This is a genomic window from Nakamurella sp. UYEF19 (assembly GCF_040546275.1).
GTDB lineage: Bacteria > Actinomycetota > Actinomycetes > Mycobacteriales > Nakamurellaceae > Nakamurella.
This window is the reverse complement of the sequence record NZ_JBEPNO010000024.1, coordinates 1-13,690: the sequence shown is the minus strand read 5'-3', so window position 1 is coordinate 13,690 and position 13,690 is coordinate 1. Positions and strand designations below refer to the sequence as shown.

Below are 13,690 nucleotides of genomic sequence, written 5' to 3'. Positions count from 1 at the left end.
ACGGTCGGCTTCGACCGACGGCGTCGCCGGGCACCCGGTGTCATTCGCCAACTTAACTTCCGGGTGCAATTTTGCCAAAGCGACCAGCAGCGGTTGACCGGCGGCCATCCGTCGAGCGGTGCGCTCGATCACTGTCCGGTGAAGGCAGCGGGTCGTTTCTCCAGGAACGCAAGCACACCCTCGCGATGGTCGGCGGACAGCTGGCACTGGGTCAGGACGTCCAGATGGGTCCGCAGGTGTTCGGTTCTGGTCTGCGAGGCACCCATGGTGAGCAGACGTTTGGCCCTGACCACCGCGTACGGGGACCCGAGGGCGATCTGCTCGGCCAACGCTCGGGCCCGTGCGGCGAGTTGGTCGGGCTCGACCACCTCGAGGACGAACCCGATGCGCAGGGCCTGGGCGGCGTCGATGAAATCGGCCGACAGCACCAGGTGCATCGCATTCTGCTGGCCGACGATCCGCGGCAGGGCCCAGGTGCCGGCCCCCGTATCGGGGACCAGCCCGCGACGCACGAAGATCCAGGAGAACCGGGCTCTGGTGGACGCGATCCGGATGTCGCACAGGGTGGCCAGTTCCACGCCCAGCCCGGCGGCCGGCCCGTCGATGGCGGCGATCACCGGCTTGCTGCAGTCCGTGAGATACCACTGCTTGCCTTCTGCGAATTCCTCCCGATTCGCACCGGGATCGTTGACGTCGACATCGCGCAGTTCGGTGAGATCCGTTCCAGCACAGAACTGGCCGGGGACGGCGGTGAGGATCAGCACTCGGACTGCGGGGTCGGCGTCCGCCTGCGCCACCCGGTCGATCAGGGCGTTGTACATGGCGTAGGAGAGCGCGTTCCGCTTCTCGGGCCGGTCGATGGTGAGGGTCGCGATGCCTTTTTCGACTTCATAGTGGATGCTGCCGCTCATGTTCGATCCTCCTGCCTTTCGCTGACGATCAGACGGACACCGCAGACGGTTCGTTCGCCGGCGGGGGTACCGGGGGCCGCGGTGAAGGTGGCACTCGTCAGGCCCCTACCGGCTTCCTGGATCCGGACGAAGCAGAGCCGGCCCTGCGCCAGCACGAGGTCGGTGGCCCCGTCGTCCAGGGGTAGATCGAGTAGGGTCGCCCATCTGGCCGCGTAGCCGGCCGGATCGGTCACCGCTATCTCCACCGATGCGAGATCGGAGACCACCTCGCTGCTGCCGGTGTCCGACAGGGCCGGGCAGAAGTGCCAGGAACCGCCCGGCTCGATCTCGTCGATCTCGGCGAGCGTGCCGAGATCCCGCGGATGCCATTGGCTGATGGGGTTGCCGTCCAGCACATCTCGCACCACCGGGGTGATGCCGGCCGCGGCCGCGCGATCCACCACCAGTTGTAGGTTCGGCACCTGCAGCACCACCATGTACCCGGAGTCCCCACGGGCGGCGAGCAGACGACCAGGACCGGAATCAGCCGCCAGCGGCGACACGATCTCCACGAACGTTTCGTCGATGGCCAACACCTCGTGCTCGAAACCCCACTGCGCCATGGCCTGGACCTCGCGGATGCCGGCGTGCAGCCCGAGCCACGACCGGGTCCTCTCCAGAGCGTCGTCCAGCTGGCCGGTCATCAGGACCACCTGACGCAACATCGGCAGGGTTGTCATGCGAGCATCCCCGCGATCCCGGCCGCAGCGGCGAGTCGTTGGCGCAGTTCACGTTTGAGCACCTTGCCGACCGGGTTGCGGGGGAGTGCCTCCACGATCTCCAGCCGTTCGGGCCACTTGAACTTGGCGACCTCCTCGTGCCGCAGCAGCTCGATCAGGCTCTCCAGATCCGGGGCCGCGCCGGGCGAGCGCGGCGTGACGAACACGCAGAGACGCTCGCCCAGCAGCGGGTCGGGCATGCCGACGACGGCCGCCTCGGCGACCTGGGGGTGGGCCAGCAGCAGCGACTCGATCTCCACCGCGGACACCTTGTAACCGCCGCGGCTGATCAGATCCTTCGCCCGGTCCACGTAGACGAGCAGATGTCCACCCTCACCGGTGATCTCGAAGATGTCCCCGGTGCGGTAGTAGCCCTGTTCGTCGAACGGGTCGGCCACCGAGCCCCAGTACCCGGCGAAGACCGTCGGCGAGCTGACCCGCAGCTCACCCTGTAGCCCGGGCTCGGTGATGTCCAGCCCGGTGTCGAGATCAACCAGCCGGGAAAGGGTCTCGCGTCCGGCCCTGGCCCGCCAGGAGAAGGACCGATCGCCGGGTCGGGGAAACAGGCGGCCGCGGTCGGCCGGGTCGGGAATGGTGTCGGGGCAGCCGAAGAGGCAGAGGCCCTCGTTGGAGCCGAACAGGTTGAGCACCTCGACACCGCGGCCGGTCTCCCACCCTTGGATCATCCAGGCCGACAGCGGCGCCGAACCGGATCCGATGGCCCGCAGCGAGGTGAGATCGTGCCGGCCCAGCAGCTCCGGGTCTGCAATCAGGCTGTTGAGGACTGCGGGCGGCGCGCAGGTATAGGTGACCCTCTCGTCCTCGATCTGGTGCAGCATCACCGCGAGGTCGAATGGATGGTGTTGCACCAGCGTCGCGCCCAGCATCAGCCAGGGTAGGAACATCCCGGCCATTCCGCCGGCGTTGACCATCGGGAAGGGGTTCAGCAGCACGTCGTCCGCGGTCAGCTTCGGTGTGGAGATGGTGCCCATCGCGACCACCTGCCAGTCGCCGTGGCTGCGGGGCACCCCCTTCGGGACACCCTCGGTCCCGGAGGTCCAGCAGAGGGTCACGCAGTCGTTGGGATGAGGCCGCCGCTGTGATCGGTACTCCTCGAACTCGACATCGCCCCTCTGGTCGGGCATGTCGGCCGCCAGGTCGATCGCCCCGTCCGGAAGGCCATCGCCCCAGGCGAGAATCCTTGTCAAGGAGGGGATCCGCGGTAGGACGGACATGATCCGCTCGGCCGGGCGGGTCCGGTTGACCCGCGACGTCGTGACGAAGTAGCTGAGGCCGGCCAGGTTTCCCATCTGCACCAGCTCGTGCTGCGCGTACTGGACCGGGAACGGACAGGCGATCGCGCCGAGATCGGCCACGGCCAGGTAGACCAGGGCCAGCTCGACGCCGTTGGGAAGTTGGACCCCGACCACATCGTCGGCGCGGACCCCGGCCCGGTGCAGGGAACGGGCCAGACGCGTCACCTCGACCTGGACCTGGGCCCAGGTCAACCGCCGGGGCGCACCGTCGGTGATGCTCTCGCGGTTGGCCGGGTCGACCAGGGACAGATGTTCCGGCCGGTCCCGGACATGGCGCGCGAGGAGATCCATGAAGGTGTCACCCGACCACCATCCATCGGCCAGAAACCCGTCGACCTCGTCCTGCGTGTAGAGCCGCATGTGGATCCTCTTGATCCTCGTCGGACCGAGCTCTGCGCCCGATCAGTTCGGTGATGACGCCGTTCGTTCCGGCCCAGATCCCCTTGACCCTGCCGTCTTTCCAGGCCCCGTCATGTCGGTTCGCCGTCCTCGACCGAGAGGATCAGCCCCTCCTGGGCCACCGAGGCGACGAGAGTGCCGTCAGCGGCGAAGACCTCGGCCCTGGTGAAGGCCCGTCCGTCGGCAGCGGCGGGGGACTGCTGCACGAACAGCATCCATTCGTCCGCGTGAACCGGAGTGTGGAACCAGATCGCGTGATCGACCGAGACTCCGTCCCAGAGCAGACGTCCGCCGACCTCCTCGCAGCCCACGGGTACCCCGTGCGGGACCAGGGCGGCCGCCAGGATCATCACGTCGCTCGCGTAGGCCAGGAAGGCCCGGTGGATGAGTTGGTCCTCCGGCAGGGGGCACGGGACCCGTTGCCACACCTGGTCGGTGCTGGACGTTGCCTCGACGCGGCCCGCGGTGATCGACCGGTCCACCTGCTGCGGGTCGACCCTGATCTCCAGGGACTCGAAGCCACCCCAGGCCGGACCGAGTCCGCCCCACCGTCTGGCCGATTCCGCCAACGTCGGAACCTGGGGCGCCGGGGTCGATTCCGGAGGCTCGATCTGGTGGGTGACACCTCCGGTGGTGGCGGCGAACGATGCCATCACCGTGGCGATCGACCGGCCGTTCTGCGAGGCGGTCACCGTCCGGCACGACAACCGACGGCCGTCCCGCACCCGCTCGACCTGGTACTCGATGGGCAGATCCGGGTCGCCGGCGCGGAGGAAGTACGCATGCAGCGAGTGCGCCACCTTGCCGGACTCCGGCGGCACCGTCCGGCCCGCCGACACCAGCGCCTGCCCGAGCACCAGGCCACCGAACACCCGCGGCAGGGTCATCTGTCCGCGAGCGCCGAGAAAGCGGTCGGCGGCGATCAGTTCCGGGTCCAGCAATCCGAGGATGCTCGTGGTGAGTGCGGGTCCGTCGATGATCGTGCTGGTGCTGGTGTCCGTGGTGACGGCCGATCCGGTGCTGCCGGTCGGGGGCGTCACAGATGCACCGCCGCCAGGGATCCGGCACCGGCGGCGAAGTCGAGGAAGGCCTCCTGGGCGGTGGGAAAGCTATGGGCGGTACCAGCTCTGCTCTGCCGGATCAGGTCGGCAAGTTGGTCGGGGGTCAGCGTTCCCGGCAATCCGACCGACCCCCACTCGATCGTGTCCGCGACCCGCAGCGCGCCGCCGCCGCAGACCAGCACCTGTCCGTTGACCGTGCTGGTCGGGTCGACCAGGGCGGTGACCACCGGCGCGACCGATTCGGCCGTCATCAGCGACCGGTAGTCGGCATTCATGCCGGTGTCGGTCATCTGGGTGGTGGCGTAGGGCAGCACCACGTTCGTCAGCACGTTGCGGGCCGCGCCCTCGACGGCGATCGCCCGGCCGAGGGCGATGACGGCCCCCTTGCTGGCCGAGTACGCCGAGGCCGTCGGTTCACCGTGCAGGCCCGCGGTCGAGGCGATCAGCACGATGCGCCCGAATCCGGCCGGGCGCATCAGTGCCGAGCAGGCCGAGGCCAGGTGGGCCGTCCCGCCGATGTTGGTCCTGGTCACCGCGTCGAACCGCTCGGCACTCGTCTTGTGGAACATTTCCGGACCGCTGATGGCCGCACTGGTCACCAGGAAGTCGAGCCGGCCGTACCGGTCGATGGTCGCTGCGATCATCGCCGCTGTTGCGTCCGGGTCGGCCACGTCGCTGTGCTCGGCGACGGCATCCCCGCCGGCGTCGGTGATCTCACGCACCACATGGTCGGCCGGCCCGAGTCCGTCCGCGTCGACCTGACGGTTGCGGTTGTTGACGACGACCCCGGCCCCGGCTGCCGCGAGAGCCAGCGCGAAGGCCCGACCCAGCCCCTTGCCGCCGCCCGTCACGATGCCGGCGAGGCCCTGCAGACCGTTCATGCCCCGACCCGCTCGATCAGGACGGCGACGCCGAGGCCGGCGGCACCGCTGACCGCGGCAACCCCGTAGCGGCCGCCCGTCTGCGCGAGTTCGTCGATGCACTGCCCGACCAGGATCGCGCCGGTGGCGCCGAAAGCGTGTCCCATGGCCATGGTGCCGCCGTTGGGGTTCATCCGCTGCGCGTCGGCATCGAGGTCACGCCGAAATCGGAGGCAGACCGCCGCGAAGGCCTCGGCGAACTCGAAGATGTCGATGTCCTGCGGACGGAGACCGGCCTTGGCGATGACCTTCTCGACGGCGCTCTGCCCGGCCGTCAGCATGATGACCGCGTCGGTGCTGGCGACCGCGCTGGCCACGATCCGCGCCCGTGGCGTCAGCCCGAGCCGCTCCGCGCTCGCGGCGGACCCGAGCAGCAGCAGTGCCGCCGCGTCGGCGAGCGCCGGTGAGGTGCCAACGGTGTGCAGGTGCCGGATCGTGCCGGCCTCGGGATGCCGGAGAAGTGCCAGTTCGTCCTGGCCCGAGGCGCCCAGGTCGGCGAAGGCCGGGGCGAGCGCCGCCTGCGATTCCATGGTGGTGCCGGAGCGGATCAGTTCGTCGCGCGCGAAGAACCCACCACCAGGGAGCGGCACCGGGACCACGCTGTGGTCGTAGAAGCCGGTGTCCCACGCCTTGTTCGCCTTGTCCTGGGTCTCGATCCCGTAGGCGTCGAGCTGTTCCCGCTCGAAACCCTCGAGGGTGGCGTTGAGGTCCGCCGCGACACCCATGTGGATGGATCCGATCCGCCGGACCACGTCGGGATCGGCCCACAGCGGGCCACCGTCGGAGAACATCGGCACCCGGGACACGCTCTCCACGCCACCGGCCACGGCCAGATCGAGGTCACCGCCGCGGATCCGGCCCGCGGTCTGGCCGACCGCGTCGACCCCGGAGGCGCAGAACCGGTTGATCGTGACGCCAGGGACCCCGTCCCCCCACCCGGCCAGCAGCACCGACGTCCGCGCGATGTTCGCACCCTGATCACCTACCTGGGCGCTGTTCCCGATGGTCACGTCCTCGACGTCGGACGGATCGAGCCCGGTGCGCTCCACCAGGGCGTGTTCCAGGTGCACGAGGGCGTCCACGGGCGTGAGGTGGTGGAGGGAACCGCGACTGGATCCCTTGGCCCGTGGGGTGCGGACGAAGTCGAAGACGAGCACATCCGACCGCGTTGTCGATTGCATGGTCACTCTGCCAGTTGTAGTACCTGCCCGCTGGAATCACAAGGGGTCGGCGGAGTTCGGGACCGGTGGCGTTAGTACGGTCCACGTCGGTCGGCGTCATTGACGAGCAGCACTGTTTGTTGTAGTAATGAATCAACCGAAGCAGGCAAACAAAGGGGTAGCCGATGGGTGTCAGTTCGAGCTGGGTCATCGGTGGACACCAGACCGATTTCGCCCGGAACACCGTCCGCGACGGGGTGGACTTCGCCGAGCTCTTCGCGCAGGCCGTCCACGGCACCCTCGGGGCCGCAGCAATCTCTCCGGCCGACGTCCAGGTGGTGCACGTCGGGAATGCCTTCGGGCAACTGTTCACCGGGCAGGGCCAGCTGGGCGGGATGCCCGCTACCGTGGAGCCGGCCCTGTGGGGCGTCCCGGCCGTCCGTCACGAGGCGGCCTGCGCCTCCGGGTCGATGGCGCTGATGGCCGCGATGGCGGAGATCGAGGCCGGTCGGTACGACGTCGCGCTGGTCCTGGGCGCCGAGATCGAGAAGACGGTGGGCGGCGATCTGGGCGCGCAGCATCTCGGAGCAGCGGCCTGGATCGGCCACGAGGGCCATGATGCGACCTTCATGTGGCCGTACATGTTCGACAGGTTGGCGGACGAGTACGACCGCCGCTACGGCCTCGACGACCGGTACGTGCACGCGATCGCCGAGCTGAACGTGCGCAACGCCAAGGTGAATCCGAACGCCCAGACCCGCGACTGGAAGTACACGGCCGAGAGCTTCACCGACGACGACGTCGTGAACCCGAGCGTCGAGGGCCGCGTCCGGCGTACCGACTGCAGCGCCATGACCGACGGCGCCGCGGGCATCGTGGTGGTCTCTGACCGTTATCTGGCCGCCCATCCCGACGTCAGCGCACGGCCGAAGGCGCAGATCCTGGGCTGGGGCCATCGGACTGTCGGACTCCCGTTGCAGCAGAAGCTCGATCGGTCGAGGGAGGACGAGTACGTGTTGCCGCACCTGCGGGGCACCATCACCGATGCGTTCGCCAGGGCGGGGATCGCCGACGTCGACCAGCTCGACGCCATCGAGACTCACGACTGCTTCTCGATGAGCGAGTACGCCGCCATCGATCACTTCGGCATCACCGGGCCGGGCGACAGCTGGAAGGCCGTCGACAGCGGCGATCTCGAGATCGATGGCCGGATCCCGGTGAATCCCAGCGGTGGACTGATCGGCGGCGGACATCCGGTCGGCGCCACCGGCGTCCGGATGGTGCTGGATGCCTACAAGCAGGTCACCGACCAGGCCGGCGCCTACCAGGTCCCCGGTGCGAAGACGGTGGCGACGCTCAACATCGGTGGCAGTACGACGACGTGTGCAAGTTTCGTCGTCGGGGCCGGTGCCTGAGCCGCGTTTCACGACGGGTGACTCCTGGACGTCGTCGCTCGCTGTTGCCTGTTCCACGCAGCTGTTTCATTCGAGAAGTGAGGATTCGACATGGATATCGAGATTCTCGGTCGCGCGCTGACCACGCTGCCGGCCGATGACGACCATCCCTACCGGACCGGACCGTGGCGCCCGCAGACTGTCGAGCGCAAGGCCGACGACCTGGCGGTGATCGGGGAGATCCCGGCCGACCTTGACGGCACCTACCTGCGCAACACCGAGAATCCCGTGCACCCGGCGATGGAGATCTACCACCCCTTCGACGGCGACGGCATGGTCCACGTCGTCGGGTTCCGCGACGGAAAAGCGTTCTACCGCAACCGTTTCGTGCAGACCGACGGGTTCAGGGCCGAGCAGGAGTCCGGCCGGCCGCTGTGGGCCGGACTGGCCGAGGATCCGGCCAAATCGCCGACCCAGACCGGGTGGGGTGCACGCGGCCGGATGAAGGACGCCTCGAGCACCGACGTGGTGATGCACAACGGCGTCGCGCTGACCAGCTTCTACCAGTGCGGCGACCTCTACCGGCTGAACCCGACGACACTCGAAACGCTGGGCAAGGCCAGCTGGAACGGCCAGTTCCCCAGTGAAGTCGGCGTTTCCGCGCATCCCAAGCTGGACGAGCGCACCGGCGAGCTGCTGTTCTTCAACTACGGCACCGACGCCCCGTACATGCACTACGGCGTCGTCGACGCGAAGGACAACCTGGTGCACTACATCGAGGTGCCGCTGCCGGGGCCACGGCTGCCGCACGACATGGCCTTCACCGAGAACTACGCCATCCTGAACGACATGCCGTTGTTCTGGTCGCCCGGTGCGCTGGCGAAGGGCAAGTACGCGGCGCGCTTCCACCCGGACATCCCGACCCGCCTCGCGGTGATCCCGCGGCGCGGCCAGACGTCTGACATCAAGTGGTTCGAGGCGGACCCGACGTACGTCCTGCACTGGGTCAACGCCTATGAGGACGGCGACGAGATCGTGCTGGACGGCTACTTCCAGCAGGACCCGGAACCGCCGGCCGGCAACGGAACGCTGTACCAGCGGATGTTCCGCTTCCTCGACAACGAGCTGATGGGGCCGCAACTGCACCGGTGGCGCCTGAACATGGTGACCGGGCTCAGCAAGGAGGAACCGCTGTCCGACACCAAGAGCGAGTTCGGCATGATCAACCAGCAGCATGCCGGCCTCCGTCATCGGTACAGCTACTCGGCGACCACCAAGCCAGGTTGGTTCCTGTTCAACGGCCTGGTGAAGCACGACGCCGATACCGGCATCGAGGAGAAGTACCTGTTCGGCGAGGGCGTCTTCGGCAGCGAGACGGCCATGGCTCCGCGCCTGGGTTCCACCGGCGAGGACGACGGATATCTGATCACCATCGTCTCCGACATGAACCACGACGTCTCCGAGTGCCTCGTCTTCGACGCCCGCAACCTCGCGGCCGGCCCACTGGCGAGAGTACAACTGCCCGAACGGGTTTCCAGTGGTACGCACGCCACCTGGGCGCCCGGCTCGATGATCCCCGACTGGCGCGAACACGACCACCCTGCCTCTGCCCTGGACCTCTGAGTCTCCACCGATGACGCGGGAGAGCACATGACCGAGACTGCCCACAGCTGGGCCAAGTTGCGCCAGGTGGTCATCGCCACCACCGAGCACTACGCCGACACCACAGCGGTACGAACGGCTTTCGGGTTGGGGGAGGGGTTCGCCGACCCGGAGCTGAAGAAGATCTCACTGGCCGACGCCACCCTCCCCGTCTCGGCGGAGCGGTACCTGGAGATCGTCGGATCGACCGAGGAGCAGGGACCGGTCGGGAAGTGGCTGGGCAAGATCGGTGGCCGCGGCGGATTCGTGCTCTCGGTCCAGCATCCCGATCCCGCGGGTGTCCGCGCCCGGGCTGCCGAGCTCGGGGTCCGGGTGCCGATCGACGAACTGGCCTTCGGCAAGGTCATCCTCCAGCTGCACCCCAAGGATGTCGGCTTGGTACTGGAGATCGACGGGATCGCCGATCCGGCGGAGTGGTTCTGGGACGACATCAACCCCGGTCCCGAACCGGGGGCTGCCATCGACGAGATCCTCGGTGTCGAGGTACCGGTGGCCGACCCGGCAGCGATGAACCTGTTGTGGCACAGGCTGATGGACCTCGGTGATCCGGTCGAGTCCGATCTTGTCGACCTGAGTGTCGCCTACGTCCGGTTCGTTCCCGGCGGCCCGAGCGCCGACTGGACCGTCGTGCTGCGTACGGCCTCCTCGGCGGCTGCCGATCCGGGCCTCGCCGGGATTACCTTCCGGCTCGTCTGACCCACCCGGTTCGAGCACTGGAAGGCGCCATGTCCGTTGCACAGCTGGTCCGGGACGGGAGCCGGATCGACCCGTCGGCCGTCGCCATCACCGGCGACGGCCGGGCCGCCACCTTCGGCGAACTCGAGAGCGCCTCGAATCGGGCCGCCAACGCGCTCATCGCGTCCGGCGTCCGGCGTGGCGACCGGGTGGGCTTCGTCGACCGGAACGGAACCGAGTACTGGGAAACGTTTCTCGGTGCATTGAAGGCCGGCGCCATTCTGGTGCCGCTCAATTTCCGGCTCGGCGCGGACGAGCTCGCGTGGTCGCTGGCCGATGCCGAGGTGACCGTCATCATTGCGGGCGCTGCCTTCGCACCGCTGATCCGCCCCGACGGCCGCCCCTTCGTCGTCATCGATGCGCAGGGGGCGGTACCGGGTGCGATCGACTACCAGGACTGGCTGGCCGCCGCGCCCGGCACCGATCCGGGTCGGGACGCCGTCGGCGCCGAGCTGATCGAGCTGATCTACAGCTCGGGCACGACCGGCCGCCCCAAGGGTGTCCTGGTCAGTGCCGAACAGCAGCTGTGGTCAGTGGACGCCTTCGGCTCCAACTTCGACGTCGATTCATCCTCTCGCAGCCTGGTTCCCGTGCCGTACTACCACGTCGCCGGGGGTGGCTGGGCGCTCATCACGCTGGCCAAGGGCGGCCGGATCATCCAGTCCAGGGAGCCGACCGCCGACTCGATGCTCGAAGCGCTGATCAGCCATTCCGCCACCCACACCGCGATGGTGCCGGCCGTCATGCAGGTGCTGACCGGGTCGGCCCGCGCCAGTGCGGCGGACTTCTCCGCGCTCCGCCAGGTGGTGTACGGCGGGTCACCGATTTCCGAGCCGTTGCTGGCGGCGTCCGTCCGGACCTTCGGGGCGGATCTCTTCCAGTCGTACGGACTGAGCGAGACCATGGGCACCACCACCCTTCTCGGTCCGGCCCAGCACCGGCCGGATGGCGACCTCAGTCGGCTGCGCTCCGCCGGCCGGGCGATCGCCGGGATCGAGATCGAGATCGCCGACACCGCAACGGGTGAGCGTCTACTGAGCGGTTCCACAGGCGAGATCCTTGTCCGCGGAGGCAGTCTGACACCGGGCTACTGGCGCAACCCGCAGGCCACCGCTGATGCATTCACCGCCGACGGCTTCTTCCGCACCGGCGACATGGGCTTGCTGGACGACGACGGATTCCTGTTCATCCGTGACCGGTTGAAGGACATGATCATCACCGGCGGCGAGAACGTCTACCCGGCCGAGGTGGAGAGTGTGCTGGCGGCCTTCCCCGGCGTCCTCGAGGTGGCCGTCGTGGGGGTGCCGTCGGAGCGGTGGGGCGAGACACCGATGGCCTTCGTGGTGAGCCGCGGCGCGCATCCCGATCCCGAGGAGGTCATCAGGTTCTCCCGGGAGAAGATGGCCCACTTCAAATGCCCCACCACCGTCGAGTTCGTCGAAGCCCTGCCCCGCAACCCGTCCGGCAAGGTGCTCAAGCGGCAACTCCGCGCCCCCTACTGGCCCTGACCCCCGCTGCCGAACCCCCCGTTGCCGAAACCCCGCTGCCGAACCCCCGTTGCGTCCTGCACAGCGATCGCTATAGCGATCACTGTGCAGGACGCGGCGGGGTCTGCGGCGGGGGGCGCAGCGGGGTGACCTGCTCGCGCAGGCGGTTCTTCAGCAGTTTGCCGCTGGCGTTGCGCGGAAGCGCCGACACGAACTCGACGCCGACCGGACACTTGAAGTGCGCCAGGCGGTCCCGGGCCCAGCCGATCAGTTCCGACTCCGACAGTTCCGGGCCTGGCGCCCGGACGACGACGGCATACGGCGACTCGCCCCACGCGGCCGAGGGGATGCCGACCACCGCGATCTCGGCGACCCCCGGGTGCGCCGTCAGCGCGCTCTCCACTTCGGCGGGAAAGACGTTCTCGCCGCCGGTGACGATCATGTCCTTCAGCCGGTCGTGCAGGTAGAGGTAGCCCAGTTCGTCGAAACTGCCGCCGTCGCCGGTCCGCAACCATCCGTCGGGCATGACGGCGGCGGCCGTGGCCTCCGGGTTCTGCCAGTAGCCGAGCATCACGTGCCCGCCGCGGATCAGCACTTCTCCTCGGGACCCGACCGGAACGTCCTGCAGTGTCGACGGATCGACTACTTTGAGCTCCACGCCCGGCATGACGCGGCCGACCGAACGGAGCTGCTGCTCGCGGCCGGGTGCCGGGAAATGGTCCTCCGGTCCGAGGAAGGTGACGCCGCCGTTGGACTCGGTGAGTCCGTAGCTGGAGAGGAACTTGCAGCCGAAGAGCGCCGTGGCCCGCTGGATGATCGGCAGCGGCATCGGAGCCGAACCGTAGATCAGGTACTTGAGTGCGGACCAGTCGGCAACGGCCGCGACGGGCAGGTTGACCAGCCGCTGCACCAGCGTGGGCACCACTGCTGCGTGCGAGACCTTCCGGGCGACCAGCATTCTCACCAACGCGGGGGGTTCGGTCTCGGTCTCCAACAGCAACGCAGAACCGTTGAGGGTGGCCACGACGGCAATCCCGAAGCCGGAGATGTGGAAGAACGGGATCGGCGCCATCGCGACCGATGTGGCGTCGAACTCGACGTCGTGGTTGAGCACGGCAAGCGCCTGGCTCATGTTGTCGCCGGTGAGCACGATCCCCTTGGGGAGCCCGGTCGTCCCGGAGCTGTAGAAGATGACGGCCGGGTCCTGCGGATCCGGTTCCACCCCAGGATCGTCAGCCGGTTGCCCGGTCAGCCAGGTCTCGTACTCGTCGGCCCGGACCACGCGCCGCAGCGATGCTGTTGCCCCGAGCGGTATCTCGGGCTCATGAGCACCCTGCACCAGAACGGCCGGCTCGGCGTTGGCGAGAATGGCGAGCAGTTCGGGCCGGGCCAATCTGTTGTTGAGCGCAGTGGCGATGGCGCCGATCTTGGCCGCTCCGTAGAGCACCTCCAGGAATGGGGGAGCGTTGACCCCCACGTAGGCGACCCGGTCACCGGCGACCACTCCGTCGGCGAGCAATGCGCACGCCACCCGGGAAGAACGATCGTCCAACTCGCCGTACGTGGTGACCCGATCACCCTGCAGGACGGCGGGTGCATCCGGCGTCGCGACGGCCCGCCGCCGCAGGATGTCGGCGATGTTGCGCACCCGCGACCCGTCCGCATGGTGGGACCAATTGCGGTCCGGTGAGGGCGATCCGGCGCCCGAACGCGGAGTCGGGGCAGCAGATCCGGGCTCGGCGACGACGAGGTCTGGCACGAGCCAACACTACAGCTAACACTGTTACTGCGGCTAGTACTACAGTCGCACTTAAGGTTGGTGTCCTCGGGCCCGATAGTGGCAGTGCCGGGCTCGTTGTTGATGCCGTCGTCGCCAGTTTGATCGGG

The 13,690-nt window shown here is 68.3% G+C and carries 11 protein-coding genes; 4 read left to right on the top strand and 7 right to left on the bottom strand.

All coding sequences use genetic code 11. The features are described from left to right. Positions 1-128 precede the first annotated feature (128 nt). The 6 genes from ABIB25_RS23400 to ABIB25_RS23375 all read right to left on the bottom strand — a co-directional run bounded on the left by ABIB25_RS23400 (position 129) and on the right by ABIB25_RS23375 (position 6,546). A complete protein-coding gene (locus tag ABIB25_RS23400) occupies positions 129-911 on the bottom strand; it encodes an enoyl-CoA hydratase/isomerase family protein (protein ID WP_354530939.1) in 783 nt (260 codons plus the stop codon). Beyond that, positions 908-1,630, bottom strand: a complete 723-nt coding sequence (locus tag ABIB25_RS23395) for a VOC family protein (RefSeq protein ID WP_354530938.1) — start codon at positions 1,628-1,630, stop codon at positions 908-910. The genes ABIB25_RS23400 and ABIB25_RS23395 overlap by 4 nt, the downstream gene beginning before the upstream one ends. Continuing rightward, entirely contained in the window at positions 1,627-3,345 is a 1,719-nt protein-coding gene (locus ABIB25_RS23390) for a class I adenylate-forming enzyme family protein (RefSeq protein ID WP_354530937.1), read from the bottom strand. Before ABIB25_RS23390 ends, ABIB25_RS23395 begins: the two co-directional genes overlap by 4 nt. Positions 3,346-3,455: 110 nt before the next feature. Next, entirely contained in the window at positions 3,456-4,424 is a 969-nt protein-coding gene (locus ABIB25_RS23385) for an acyl-CoA thioesterase (RefSeq protein ID WP_354530936.1), read from the bottom strand. Further along, positions 4,421-5,326 (bottom strand): SDR family NAD(P)-dependent oxidoreductase, encoded by a 906-nt coding sequence (locus tag ABIB25_RS23380; RefSeq protein WP_354530935.1) that lies wholly within the window; start codon positions 5,324-5,326, stop codon positions 4,421-4,423. The genes ABIB25_RS23385 and ABIB25_RS23380 overlap by 4 nt, the downstream gene beginning before the upstream one ends. Continuing rightward, entirely contained in the window at positions 5,323-6,546 is a 1,224-nt protein-coding gene (locus ABIB25_RS23375; protein ID WP_354530934.1) for an acetyl-CoA C-acyltransferase, read from the bottom strand. Before ABIB25_RS23375 ends, ABIB25_RS23380 begins: the two co-directional genes overlap by 4 nt. 164 nt (positions 6,547-6,710) lie before the next feature. Between ABIB25_RS23375 and ABIB25_RS23370 the strand changes: the two genes are divergently transcribed. The 4 genes from ABIB25_RS23370 to ABIB25_RS23355 all read left to right on the top strand — a co-directional run bounded on the left by ABIB25_RS23370 (position 6,711) and on the right by ABIB25_RS23355 (position 11,824). Then, on the top strand, positions 6,711-7,940 hold the full coding sequence (locus ABIB25_RS23370; RefSeq protein WP_354530933.1) for an acetyl-CoA acetyltransferase: 1,230 nt from the start codon (positions 6,711-6,713) through the stop codon (positions 7,938-7,940). Between the two features lie 90 nt (positions 7,941-8,030). Then, positions 8,031-9,542, top strand: a complete 1,512-nt coding sequence (locus tag ABIB25_RS23365; protein WP_354530932.1) for a carotenoid oxygenase family protein — start codon at positions 8,031-8,033, stop codon at positions 9,540-9,542. A gap of 27 nt (positions 9,543-9,569) precedes the next feature. After that, the gene (locus ABIB25_RS23360; protein ID WP_354530931.1) at positions 9,570-10,277 is read left to right on the top strand and encodes a hypothetical protein; all 708 of its coding nucleotides are present in this window, start codon (positions 9,570-9,572) and stop codon (positions 10,275-10,277) included. 29 nt (positions 10,278-10,306) lie between these two features. Continuing rightward, on the top strand, positions 10,307-11,824 hold the full coding sequence (locus ABIB25_RS23355; protein ID WP_354530930.1) for an AMP-binding protein: 1,518 nt from the start codon (positions 10,307-10,309) through the stop codon (positions 11,822-11,824). Between the two features lie 79 nt (positions 11,825-11,903). On the opposite strand, the gene ABIB25_RS23350 is transcribed toward ABIB25_RS23355, so the two are convergent. Then, positions 11,904-13,562 (bottom strand): AMP-binding protein, encoded by a 1,659-nt coding sequence (locus ABIB25_RS23350; RefSeq protein ID WP_354530929.1) that lies wholly within the window; start codon positions 13,560-13,562, stop codon positions 11,904-11,906. Positions 13,563-13,690 lie beyond the last annotated feature (128 nt).

Bases quoted from the DNA above. Each gene is read 5' to 3' on its own strand.
- ABIB25_RS23400 (WP_354530939.1), bottom strand. From the start codon at position 911: ATGAGCGGCAGCATCCACTATGAAGTCGAAAAAGGCATCGCGACCCTC.
- ABIB25_RS23395 (WP_354530938.1), bottom strand. From the start codon at position 1,630: ATGACAACCCTGCCGATGTTGCGTCAGGTGGTCCTGATGACCGGCCAG.
- ABIB25_RS23390 (WP_354530937.1), bottom strand. From the start codon at position 3,345: ATGCGGCTCTACACGCAGGACGAGGTCGACGGGTTTCTGGCCGATGGA.
- ABIB25_RS23380 (WP_354530935.1), bottom strand. From the start codon at position 5,326: ATGAACGGTCTGCAGGGCCTCGCCGGCATCGTGACGGGCGGCGGCAAG.
- ABIB25_RS23375 (WP_354530934.1), bottom strand. From the start codon at position 6,546: ATGCAATCGACAACGCGGTCGGATGTGCTCGTCTTCGACTTCGTCCGC.
- ABIB25_RS23370 (WP_354530933.1), top strand. From the start codon at position 6,711: ATGGGTGTCAGTTCGAGCTGGGTCATCGGTGGACACCAGACCGATTTC.
- ABIB25_RS23365 (WP_354530932.1), top strand. From the start codon at position 8,031: ATGGATATCGAGATTCTCGGTCGCGCGCTGACCACGCTGCCGGCCGAT.
- ABIB25_RS23360 (WP_354530931.1), top strand. From the start codon at position 9,570: ATGACCGAGACTGCCCACAGCTGGGCCAAGTTGCGCCAGGTGGTCATC.
- ABIB25_RS23355 (WP_354530930.1), top strand. From the start codon at position 10,307: ATGTCCGTTGCACAGCTGGTCCGGGACGGGAGCCGGATCGACCCGTCG.